5 protein-coding genes and 1 pseudogene are annotated in these 12,288 nt (G+C 72.5%); 4 read left to right on the forward strand and 2 right to left on the reverse strand.

Translation table 11 applies throughout. The features are described from left to right. From ACIPSE_RS03740 to ACIPSE_RS03755, 4 genes and pseudogenes are all read left to right on the forward strand, one after another. The gene (locus ACIPSE_RS03740) at nt 1-3,933 is read left to right on the forward strand and encodes a hypothetical protein (protein ID WP_401657040.1); all 3,933 of its coding nucleotides are present in this window, start codon (nt 1-3) and stop codon (nt 3,931-3,933) included. Further along, a pseudogene (gene pglZ, locus ACIPSE_RS03745) lies at nt 3,930-6,584 on the forward strand (BREX-2 system phosphatase PglZ); the annotation flags it as partial. The gene ACIPSE_RS03740 and the pseudogene pglZ, both read left to right, overlap by 4 nt. 77 nt (nt 6,585-6,661) lie before the next feature. After that, nucleotides 6,662-8,005, forward strand: coding sequence for a BREX system ATP-binding protein BrxD (gene brxD, locus ACIPSE_RS03750; RefSeq protein WP_401657042.1), 1,344 nt, complete (start codon nt 6,662-6,664; stop codon nt 8,003-8,005). Then, entirely contained in the window at nt 8,002-10,152 is a 2,151-nt protein-coding gene (locus ACIPSE_RS03755) for a DEAD/DEAH box helicase (protein ID WP_401657044.1), read from the forward strand. Before brxD ends, ACIPSE_RS03755 begins: the two co-directional genes overlap by 4 nt. Nucleotides 10,153-10,211: 59 nt before the next feature. Here ACIPSE_RS03755 and groL read toward each other — a convergent pair whose 3' ends face one another. After that, complete coding sequence (gene groL, locus ACIPSE_RS03760; protein WP_401657046.1) at nt 10,212-11,837, reverse strand: chaperonin GroEL; 1,626 nt, start codon at nt 11,835-11,837, stop codon at nt 10,212-10,214. A 129-nt stretch (nt 11,838-11,966) separates the two neighbouring features. Next, a complete protein-coding gene (gene groES, locus ACIPSE_RS03765) occupies nt 11,967-12,275 on the reverse strand; it encodes a co-chaperone GroES (protein WP_031477499.1) in 309 nt (102 codons plus the stop codon). Between the last annotated feature and the right edge of the window lie 13 nt (nt 12,276-12,288).

Genomic DNA, 12,288 nt, shown 5'->3' on the forward strand with positions numbered 1-12,288 from the left:
ATGGCCAGAGGCGGCGACACCGTCGTACTGAAGGACGTCCTCGACATCAAGGAGGACGTGCTCGCCGGGGACTTCAAGGTCGAGCTGTCCCAGGGCTTCAGCGGCAAGGCGGCCGGACGGGTCGGGGAGTACGTCGTCACGCCCCAGCTCCAGGAGCAGTTCGGCAAGGCGCTGCGGCTCGTGCGGGGCGCGGTGCGCAAGAAGACCTCGTACGCCGCCTACCTCCACGGTTCCTTCGGCGCCGGTAAGAGCCACTTCCTGACCGTGCTGCACGCCGTCCTCAACGGGGAGCCCGAGGCGCGGGCCAAACCCCGGCTGCGGGAGGTCATCGCCGAGCACGACGAATGGCTGCGCGGGAAGCGGTTCCTGATGGTGCCGTACCACCTGGTGGGCGCCGCCAACCTGGACGAGGCACTGCTGGGCGGCTATGTGCGGGCCGTGCGCGCCCAGCACCCCGAGGCGCCCACCCCGGTCGTCTTCCGCTCCGACGCGATGCTCGCCGACGCCCGCCGGATGCGGGACCAGCTCGGGGACGACGCCTTCGTCCGGCTGCTGCCCGCCGAGACCACGGCCCCCGCGACCGCCGGCGACGGCACGGACGACGATGACGACGACGGCGAGCTGAAGGTGATCGGCTCCGGCGGCTCGTGGACCTCCGCCGAACTGGACGACGCCTTCGACGCACCCGCCGGGGACAGCCGGCGCGAGCGGCTGGCGACCGCGCTGCTCACCGGGCCGATGCGGGCCTACGCGCAGAGCGCGAGCGGCGACGCCGCCAAGTACGTACCGCTGGAGAACGGGCTGGCCGCGATCAGCAGGCACGCCCAGGCGCTCGACTACGACGGTGTGGTGCTGTTCCTCGACGAACTCGTGCTGTGGCTCCAGGCGCACATGAGCGAACGCACCTTCGTCAACAGCGAGATCCAGAAACTGGTGAAGCTGATCGAGTCCGGCGACGCCGACCGGCCCGTGCCGATCGTGTCGTTCATCTCCCGCCAGCGCGACCTGTCCCAGCTCGTCGGCTCCGACGTGCTCGGCGCGGACGTCAAGGCGATGGAGCAGGCGCTCGAATACCTCAACGAGCGGTTCGACACCGTCGACCTGGAGGACCGCAACCTCCCGGAGATCATCAAGGAGCGGGTGCTGAAGCCGCTGCCCGGCCAGGAAGCGGTGCTGGAGACCGCGTTCGCCGGGATCGACCGGTCCAACCAGCAGGTCAAGGACATCCTGCTGGACGGCGGCGGCGCCACCCACGCCGACTGGTCCGACTTCCGCGCCGTGTACCCGCTGTCCCCGGCCCTGCTCAACGTGCTCGTCGCACTCTCCGGGGCCCTCCAGCGCGAACGGACCGGCCTCAAACTCGTCCAGCAGCTCCTGGAGCGCAACGCCGACGCCGCCGTCGGACAGCTCATCCCGCTCGGCGACCTGTGGGATGTCCTCGTCGGTACCACCGGCACCAGCACAGGCGCCGCCTTCACCGACAAGCTCAAGCGCGAGGCCGAGGCCGCCGTGCGGTTCCACGGCAAGGCGCGCGCCCATCTGCTGGAGAAGTACGGCTCCGACACCCACCAGGACTTCCGGGCCGACGACCGGTTCGTCAAGACACTGCTGCTGAGCGCGCTCGCGCCCGACGTGCCCGCGCTGCGGCGGCTGACCGGGGCCCGGCTCGCCGCCCTCAACCACGGCTCGGTGCGCTCCCGCACCGTGCCCGCCGGCGACGTGGTCGTCCGGCGGATGCGGGACCTCCAGGCCGCGTTCCCCTCCGAGGTGCGCTCGGACGGCGAGGCCGACCCGGTGTTCTCGCTGCACCTGTCCGAACTCGACATCGAGCCGCTCCTCGACGCCGTCGTCGAGGAGGACAAGGCCGGCGTGCGGCGGGTATGGCTGCGCGACCGGCTGTGGGAGGCGATCGGGGTCCGTGACGGGCAGTTCGTCGCCGAGAAGGAGATCGTCTGGCGGGGCACCCGGCGGGTGGCCGAGTTCGTCTTCGGCAAGGTCCGCGACACCTCCGACCTGCCGAACGAACAGTTCACCGCGGCGACCGAGGGCAACGTGCGGTTCGTCGTGGACTACCCCTTCGACACCGCCGACCACTTCCCCATCGACTCCTTCCACCGCGTCGAGGGCCTGCGCAAGGAAGGGATGAGCGCCCCGACCCTGGTGTGGCTCACCGACTTCTTCTCCGACCAGCGCAAGGCCCAGCTCGGGCGGCTGATGCGGATCAACTTCCTGCTGGAGCGCGACCGGCTCGCCGACTACACCGGCACCTTCCAGCCCGACGACCGGGCCAAGGTCAAGCGCCAGCTGGAGGTCGCCCGGGACACCCTCACCGACCAGCTCACCGGAGCACTGGCCGAGGTGTACGGGCTCGCCCGCCCCGCCGACTCCAACCCCGGCCCCACGGTGCCCGACGGACGTCATGTCCTCTCGCTCCAGCCGGAGTTCGCGCAGCCCCGCGAGGAGGGCGGCAAGGGGTTCGAGGCGAACGCGCAGCACCTCGCCGACGGCATGTTCTCCGCCCTGTACCCCAAGCACCCCGACTTCGGACCGGACCGCAACGGCCAGCGCAAGGCCGTCACCTCGGCGGAGCTGCGCACCGCGCTGGAGTGGATCACCAAGGCGATGGACGAGGGCGGACGGGCCCAGAACGTCGACAGCCACCACCTCAGGACCGTCAAGCGGATCGTGGAGCCCCTGGAACTGGGCACCGTGCACGACGGCCCGCTGGTCATGCGGCAGGACTGGCGCGTGCGGATCAACCAGGCCGCCGCCCAGCACAACCAGCGCGGCGACCTCGGCGTCGAGGACATCCGCACCTGGATCACCAGGGATCTGGGCATCGGCGGCCTCGACAAGCTCACCGGCAACCTCCTCATCGCCGCGTACGCCCTGCTCGACGACCGTGCCTGGGCCTTCCAGGGCGGGCCGGAGCGGGAGGCGCCCGCGCTGCACGAGATCGGCCCCGGCTGGTCGCTGCGCGCGCAGCCGCTGCCCACCGAGGAGGAGTACGCGACCGCCCACGACCGGGCCGCCCGGCTCTTCGGCATCTCCGCCAAGCCGAAGATGTACGCCCGCAACGTCAACCGGCTCGCCGACGCCGTCCGCTCCCGGGCCGAGACCTGGGAGAAGGAGGTCGCCGGAGTACGGGCCTCGCTGGACCGGCACGCCCCGCTGCTCGGCCTCGACACCGACGAGGCGGTGCCGCGCACCGCAATGCTCCGTGAGGCCGCCGCCCTGCTCGCCCGGCTGACCCGGCACGGCGGCGACGCCACCGCCCTGGTGCGCGAGCTCGCCGGTGCCGCGTACACCTCCACCGAGCGGGACCTCAACACCGCCATGGGCAGCGCGGGCGAGGTGCTGCGGGCCCTGGACGCCACCGCCTGGCCGGCGCTGACGAACGTCCGCGGTCTCGTGGGGCGCGAGGACGGGGTCGGGGACCGGGCCCGCAGGCTCTTCGACGAGATCAGCGTCGCCGCGCGCGCCTCCGAGTTCGAGCGGTCGCTGATCCCGGTGCTCGACGACGCGGGCGAACGGGCCAACGCGATCATCAACGCCGCGCTGCAGGTGGAGAACGTGTTCCCGGCGCGGCGGGAGCCCGCCCCCGGCGCCCAGGACGTCCGGATCACCGAGCCCGAGGTGGCCACCCGCCACCCGCTGCCCGGCACCGACGACAGCGGCGGCGGTCCAGGCGACGGGACCGGGCGAGCGGAAGCCGCGCCCACGGGCGGGACCTCCGCGTCGGCCCCCCGGGTCATCAGCGCCGTCGGCCCCACCCCGCTGGAGGAACGGCTCGCCGGCGAGCTGGCGGGCGTCGAGGACGACATCCGCGCCTATCTGGCCACCCACCCGGATGCCACCGTGGAGGTGAGCTGGAAGCCCGTCGCACCCGGCGCGTCCGAGCGGTCCGGCGAACCGGGCGAGGCCACACCGTGACGACCCCCCGGCCCGCGGCGGGCCGTCGCGCCATCGAAGTACTGCTGGAGACGGAACTCCCGCGCGCCGAAGGGCTCCGTCTCGTCCTGGTCGACGCCCTGTGGGCCGGAGGGGACGACGAACGCGAGTTCACCCTCCAGATCGACGGCACCGCCCGCCGGGTCCGCATCACGGACCAGAACTCGCCCCTCGGCATCACCGAGGCCTGGCAACGGCACCGCACCGTCGTCGACCCGGACGGCGACAGCGTCCTCGTCGTCACCGGCAAGGTACCCGCCGACCAGATCGGCTGGGACCTGCGCGCCCACGCCGTCCGCCGCCGTCCGCTGCCCGTCGAACGGGCCGACATCGTGCGGCAGTTGTTCGGGAGCGGCGACCTGGACGCCCGCATGGTGCGCGAGACCTGGCTGCTCGACGCGCTGCTGGAGGCGGAACCCCCCGGCGGCTGGCCCCGGGCGGGCTCGGTCCTCACCCGTGACCGGGCGGTGCGGGCCCTGCTCGCCGCCCGGCTCGGCCTCGGCGACGCCCGGGACGACTCCCCGGACCTGGACGCCGACACCCTCTTCGACTGGAGCCGCACCCCCGTCGGCCCCAGACGCTTCGCCGAGTTGCCCGAACCCGAACGGGACGGACTGACCGCCTGGCTGGAACAGGTGAGCGGCCCCGCGGCGCCCACCCTGCTCGCGCTCGCCGCCGAGGGGCGCGGAGCGGACGCCCTCCCCCTCGGTGCCCTGGCCTCCGCCGCCCTGACCAGCCCTTCGGCGGCCGACGCCGGGTTCGCCCTCGGCACGCTCTTCGGCAACGCCCTCAGCTCGTTCGACGCGCTCACCCCGTACGCCGCCGCGGCCACCGGCGTCCTGACCCGCTGGATCGCCCAGGCCGAGGCAGGAGGCAGCACCGGGGCCGACGCCCGTGTTCGCGTCGACGCCGTCCTGGACAGCGCCGACCGGCTCGCGGGAACCGCGCGGCTCACTGGCCTGCTCGCCGGTGACCGGCTGCTGCCGTCCGGGTACCGGTCCCGGCTGCGGGTCCTCGCCGCAACGCTCGACGGCCGCCCCGAGCCCGCCCGGACGGCCCTGCGCGACCTCGCCGACCATCAGCTCGCCGCCCTCAACGCGGACTCCACCGAACGGGCCCGTATCGCCGTCCGGCTGGTGCGCTGGCTCGACGCCCCGCCGCCCGTCCTGCAGTCCGTCGGACAGAGTGTGCGCCATCACCTGGGGTCCACCGGCTGGGTCGACCTGGCCGTCGGGATACTCGCCGAGGGCGACGCCTCCCGCGACAGCGAGGTCGGCGAGGCGTACCACCGGCTGATCGGCCGGGTCCGCGACCGGCGGCGACAACTCGACGAGCGGTTCGCGCAGACCCTGGCCACCTGGACGGAGACCGCCACCCAGCAGGCACCGCAGGGGGCACTGCTGATCGAGGACGTGCTGGCGGAAGCCGCAGCCCCGCTCGCCCGTGACGGCGGACGACCGCTCGTCCTGGTGGTCGACGGCATGAGCGCCGACGTCGCCGTCGAGCTGGCCGCCGGGCTCGACCGGCGGGCCTGGACCGAGATCGTCCCCGCCCCGCAGGCGGGCCTTCGCCCCGGCCGCCCGGCCGCCGTGGCCATGCTGCCCACCATCACCCGGATCAGCCGCGCCTCCCTGCTGAGCGGTGCACCGGCCGAGGGCGGACAGGACGCGGAGCGGGCCGGCTTCACCGCCTTCTGGAAACGCCGCCGCCGGGACGCCGTCCTGTTCCACAAGGGCGGCTACGAAGGAACCGCCGGGCACCGGCTGGCACCCGAGCTGCTCGAAGCACTCGCCGACGACAAGAAGATCGTCGGCGTCGTACTCAACACCGTCGACGACGCGCTGGGAGACGGACGCGAGAACGGGCGTGCCCGCTGGCGTGTCCGGGACATCGCCAAACTCTCCGATCTCCTCGGCGCCGCGCTCGGCGCGGGCCGGCCCGTTCTGCTCGTCTCCGACCACGGCCACGTCCTGGACCGCGGTCCCCGCGGGGCCGGACCCACCGCGGTCGAGGGCGTGCAGGGAGCCCGCTGGCGCACCGGCCCGGCCCAGGCGGGCGAGGTGGAACTGGAGGGGCGCCGCGTGCGGGCCACCGGCGGCCGGATCACCGCCGCCTGGCGGGACGACCTGCGCTACACCGCCCGACAGGCCGGATACCACGGAGGTGCCTCGCTCGCCGAGGTCACCGTGCCCGTCCTGGCCTTCATGCCCGCGGGCGGCGAGATCCCCACCGGATGGACCGCACTGCCCGCGGAGGACGTGGCGCCCGAGTGGTGGCGCGGCGGCACCGAGACGGCCGAGCCCCAGGAACCCGCGCCAGCCCCACGCGGCAAGGGCACCAAGAAGCCCCAGCCCCAGTCCGAGAGCCTCTTCCCGCAGCCGGGGCAGCGCTCACTCGGCCGACGGACGGTGGAGAGCAAGCCGTTCGAGACCCAGCGGGAGTTCGTGCGCAACGCACCGGCCAACACGGCCGTCGCCGCCGCGCTCGACGCGCTGCTCGCGGCCGGCGGGAGACTCTCGCCCGCCGCCGTCGCCGCGGCCTCGCAGGCGGCCACCGGCAAGTCGGAGCGCAACCCCCAGCGGTTCGTCACCATGCTGGAACGCCTGCTCAACATCGACGGCTACCCGGTACTGCAGCTCGTGGAGTCCGGGCGCACCGTCCACCTCGACAGGGAGCTGCTGCGCCAGCAGTTCCCGGAAAGCGCCTCGTCATGAACGCCCCAGGAGGCCCGCAGGCTGCCGGCCTCAGTTCCGCGCGCGCCCGGGACGTCGTCGACGCCCTTCGGCGCGGCACCGTGCCGCAGCAAGGGCTCGGGCTGTTCGCCGTCGGCCTCGACCGGTTCGCGGACGCCCTGGACGACGACCTCGCCACCGTCGCCCGCGGCGGCTCCGCCTTCCACGCGCTGCGCGGCGAGTACGGGTCCGGCAAGACCTTCTTCGCCCGCTGGCTCGCCGAACGCGCCAAACGCCGTGGCATGGCCGTCAGCGAGGTGCAGATCTCCGAGACGGAGACCCCGCTGCACCGTCTGGAGACCGTCTACCGCCGGCTCACCGAACGGCTCACCACGGCCACCCACCCGCCCTCCGCGCTGCGTGCCGTGATCGACTCGTGGTTCTACGCGCTGGAAGAAGAGGTCCTCGACGCGGGAGAGGCGCGAGAGGACGACGAGGCCGGTCTCGGGCGGGCCGTGGACGCGCTCCTGGAACTACGGCTCGCGGAAGTGGCCCGCACGACGCCCGCCTTCTCCGCCGCGCTGCGCGGCTACCGCGAGGCCGTCGCAGCCGGTGACGGCGCCCGTGCCGAGGCGCTCATCGCGTGGCTGGGCGGGCAGCGGTCGGTGGCCGCCTCCGCCAAGAGGGCCGCCGGGGTCCGCGGAGACCTCGACCACTTCGCCGCCCTCGGTTTCCTCCAAGGGCTGCTGACCGTGCTGCGCGACTGCGGCCACCCCGGACTCCTGCTCGTCCTCGACGAGGTCGAGACCCTGCAACGGGTGCGGGGCGACGTCCGGGAGAAGTCCCTCAACGCCCTGCGCCAACTGCTCGACGAGATCGACGCCGGGCGCTTTCCGGGCCTGTTCCTCGTCATCACCGGGACTCCCGCCTTCTACGACGGGCAACAGGGCGTGCAGCGGCTGGCCCCGCTGGCCCAGCGGCTGGCGACCGACTTCACCACCGACCCGCGCTTCGACTCCCCCCGGGCCGTCCAGCTGCGCCTGCCCGGCTTCGACCTGGCCTCCCTGGGGCAGCTGGGCCGCAAGGTCCGCGAGGTGTACGAGGCCACAGCCCGCAACCCCGACCGGATCCGTGCCCAGGCCGACGACGCCTATCTGGACACGCTGGCCCGGGCCGTCACGGGCTCCCTCGGCGGCAAAGCCGGCATCGCTCCCCGGCTCTACCTGCGCAAGCTGGTGGCGGACGTGCTCGACCGGATCGACACCTTCGACGACTTCGACCCTCGCACCCACTACACGCTCACGGTCGACGCGTCGGAACTCGACGAGGTCGAACGCAACGCCGCCGCGACCGCCGGTGACGTGGAGCTGGAGCTGCCGTGAGCGCCGAAGCTCTGGACCTGCTGGACCCGATCCTCACCCACCACATCGTCAACTCGCTCGGCTGGCGCTCCCTGCGCCCGCTCCAGGAAGAGGCCATCGAGCCGCTGCTGGCCGGGCAGGACGCCGTACTGCTGGCCCCGACCGCCTCCGGCAAGACCGAGGCAGCGGTGTTCCCCTTGCTCACCCGCGCCCAGCGGCACGGCTGGAAGGGAACCGGCATCCTGTATGTCACCCCGCTGAAAGCTCTGCTGAACAACCTGCACCCGCGCCTGGAGAACTACGCCGGGTGGGTGGGACGCACGGCGGAGCTGTGGCACGGGGACATCGCCGGCACCCGGCGCCGCCGTATCCTCGCCCAGCGCCCGGATCTACTGCTCACCACCCCGGAGTCGCTGGAGGCGATGCTGGTCAGCACGCATGTCGACCACCGTGCCTTCTTCTCCGGGCTGCGGACCGTGGTGATCGACGAGGTGCACGCCTTCGCGGGCGACGACCGGGGCTGGCATCTGCTCGCCGTACTGGAACGGCTCCAGAAGGTCGCCGAGCGGCCCGTGCAGCGGGTGGGCCTGTCCGCCACGGTCGGCAATCCGCACGAACTGCTGGCGTGGCTCCAGGGGTCGGGGAAGGGGCGGCGTCCGGGGCAGGTCATCGCGCCGGGCGTCACACTCCCGGAGGCCGGACCCGTGGCGCGGGAGCCCGCCGCAGGCCCGCCGCCGGGCGACGTCGAACTGGACTACGTGGGCTCCGTCGCCAACGCGGCCACGGTGATCGCGGCACTGCACCGAGGTGAGAAACGCCTGGTGTTCTGCGAGAGCCGACGCACCGTCGAGGAGCTGGGCGAGCAGCTCCGGCTGCGCGGGGTGACCACGTTCCTCTCGCACGCCTCGCTCTCCGCCGACGAACGGCGCCGCGCCGAGGAGGCCTTCGCCGAGGCCCGCGACTGCGTGATCGTGTCGACCAGCACCCTCGAACTCGGCATCGACGTCGGTGACCTGGACCGGGTCGTCCAGCTCGACGCACCCGCCACGGTGGCCTCGTTCCTGCAACGCCTGGGCCGGACCGGCCGCCGCCCCGGCACGGTACGCAGCTGCCTCTTCCTCGCCCTCACCGACGCCGGGTTCCTGTCCGCCGCAGCGCTCCTGCTGGCCTGGTCGCGCGGCTGGGTGGAACCCGTGACCGCGCCACCGGAACCCCGGCATCTCGTCGCCCAGCAGGTGCTCGCGCTCTGCCTCCAGGAGCACCGGGTAGGCGAGAACCTGTGGCAGGATTGGTGGGGCGGTCTGGAGTTCTTCGGGCGGGGCGCCGAACCCGTGGTGCGCCACCTCGCGGACGAGGGCTACCTGGAGCGCGACGGTGGCACTCTGTTCATCGGCCCCGAGGCCGAACGTCGTTTCGGGCATCGGCACTTCATGAACCTCACCGCATCTTTCACCGCGCCACCGGAGTTCACCGTGCTCAGCGGGCGGACCGAGATCGGCAGGACCGATCCGGATCTGCTCACCGAGGAGGTCGAGGGACCGCGCAAACTGCTCCTCGCGGGCCGCAGCTGGCTGGTGACCTACATCGACTGGCGACGCAGGCGCTGTTTCGTGGAGCCCACGGAGGAAGGCGGGCGGGCCCGGTGGAACGGCTTCGGTCCGGACCGTGTCCGGTCGTACGCGCTGACCCGGGCCGCCCGTGAGGTCCTGCTCGGCGGCGACCCGCCGGTGCGGCTCACCCGTCGGGCTGCGGCCAGGCTGGCCGAGGCACGCGGGACCTTCGAGGACGTGGTGCACCCGGGCGGCACGGTCGTCACCCGGCGCGGTGACAGCGATGTGCGCTGGTGGACCTGGGCGGGGCACCGGGCGAACGCCACCCTGGCGGCTTCCCTGCCCACGGTCGCCCTGCCGCACCGGCTCCTGGACGACCGCTTCGTCCGGCTGCGGGACGACGTGGAGCCGCGGACCTGGCGGGCGGCGCTCGCGGACGCCGGGGACGGGCTGACCCTGCCGTCGGTGGATCCGGGCGCCGTCCGCGGTCTCAAGTTCGCCGAGGCGCTGCCACGACGGCTCGCGGAGGCCACTCTCGCCGCCCGGATGGCGGATCTGGAGGGTGCGCGGGCCGCGCTGGAGGAACCGACTCGGTTCCTGTTCCAGGACGGCCACTGACGCGCGAGGGCCCGGCACCCCCTTCGGGGTGCCGGGCCCTCGGTCAGTCACTGCTCGGCTCAGTGGGAGTGCCCGTGGCCGTGACCGGCCGCGGCCGGCTCCTCCTCTTCCTTCTTCTCGACGACCAGGGTCTCGGTCGTCAGAAGCAGGGAGGCGATGGACGCGGCGTTCTCCAGCGCGGAGCGGGTGACCTTGACCGGGTCGATGACGCCGGCCTTGACCAGGTCGCCGTACTCGCCGGTCGCGGCGTTGAAGCCCTGGCCCTTGTCGAGCTCGGCGACCTTGGAGGTGATGACGTAGCCCTCCAGGCCGGCGTTCTCGGCGATCCAGCGCAGCGGCTCGACGACGGCCTTGCGGACGACGGCGACACCGGTGGCCTCGTCGCCGGTCTTGCCCAGACCGCCGTCCAGCACCTTGGCGGCGTGGACGAGCGCGGAGCCACCACCGGAGACGATGCCCTCCTCGACCGCGGCGCGGGTCGCGGAGATGGCGTCCTCCAGACGGTGCTTCTTCTCCTTCAGCTCCACCTCGGTGGCGGCGCCGACCTTGATCACGCACACGCCCCCGGCCAGCTTCGCGAGGCGCTCCTGGAGCTTCTCGCGGTCCCAGTCGGAGTCCGTGTTCTCGATCTCGGCCTTGATCTGGGCGACGCGGCCCGTGACGTCGGCGGAGTCGCCGGCACCGTCGACGACCGTGGTGTCGTCCTTGGTGACGGTGACGCGGCGGGCGGTGCCCAGCACGTCCAGACCGGCCTGGTCGAGCTTGAGGCCGACCTCCTCGGAGATGACCGTGGCACCGGTGAGGATCGCCAGGTCCTGGAGCATCGCCTTGCGGCGGTCGCCGAAGCCGGGGGCCTTGACCGCGACCGCGTTGAAGGTGCCGCGGATCTTGTTGACGACCAGGGTCGACAGGGCCTCGCCGTCGACGTCCTCGGCGATGATCAGCAGGGGCTTGGAGGCACCGCCCTGGATGACCTTCTCGAGGAGCGGCAGCAGGTCCTGGATCGAGGAGATCTTGCCCTGGTTGATCAGGATGTAGGGGTCCTCCAGGACCGCCTCCATGCGCTCCTGGTCCGTCACGAAGTACGGCGACAGGTAGCCCTTGTCGAAGGCCATGCCCTCGGTGAAGTCCAGCTCCAGACCGAAGGTGTTGGACTCCTCGACGGTGATGACACCGTCCTTGCCGACCTTGTCCATCGCCTCGGCGATGAGCTCGCCGACCTGCGTGTCCTGCGCGGACAGCGCGGCGACGGCGGCGATGTCCGCCTTGTCGTCGATCGGGCGGGCGGTGGCCAGAAGGTCCTCGGACACGGCCGCCACGGCCGCGTCGATGCCCTTCTTCAGCAGCGCCGGGGACGCGCCCGCGGCGACGTTCTTCAGGCCCTCGCGCACCAGCGCCTGGGCGAGCACGGTGGCGGTGGTCGTACCGTCGCCCGCGATGTCGTTGGTCTTGGTCGCCACCTCCTTCACCAGCTGCGCGCCGAGGTTCTCGTACGGGTCGTCGATCTCGACCTCACGGGCGATCGTGACACCGTCGTTGGTGATGGTGGGGGCGCCGAACTTCTTGTCGATGACGACGTTGCGGCCCTTGGGGCCGATCGTCACCTTGACCGTGTCGGCCAGCTTGTTGACGCCGCGCTCGAGGGCGCGACGGGCGTCCTCGTCGAACTTCAGGATCTTCGCCATGACAGCGGGAGCCCTCTCGGAAAGCTATGGGGATCAGAAAAAGAGGCTGCGCCCCGAGCACCCGGCTTCCCATCGGTTGATCAATGGTGGCGGGGGCCAGGGGCGCAGCTCACAAAAAACTTCGAAGTCCTACTTCTCGATGACCGCGAGGACGTCGCGGGACGAGAGGACGAGGTACTCCTCGCCGTTGTACTTGACCTCGGTGCCGCCGTACTTGCTGTACAGCACGATGTCGCCGACCTTCACGTCGAGCGGCAGGCGCTCGCCGTTCTCGAAGCGACCCGGACCGACGGCGAGGATGACGCCCTCCTGGGGCTTCTCCTTCGCGGTGTCCGGGATGACCAGGCCGGAGGCCGTGGTCTGCTCGGCGTCGAGCGGCTGGACCACGATGCGGTCCTCAAGCGGCTTGATGGCAACCTTGGAGCTGGCGGTCGTCACGATCCGACCTCCC

The sequence above is a fragment of the Streptomyces sp. NPDC090106 genome (assembly GCF_044747265.1).
Lineage (GTDB): Bacteria > Actinomycetota > Actinomycetes > Streptomycetales > Streptomycetaceae > Streptomyces.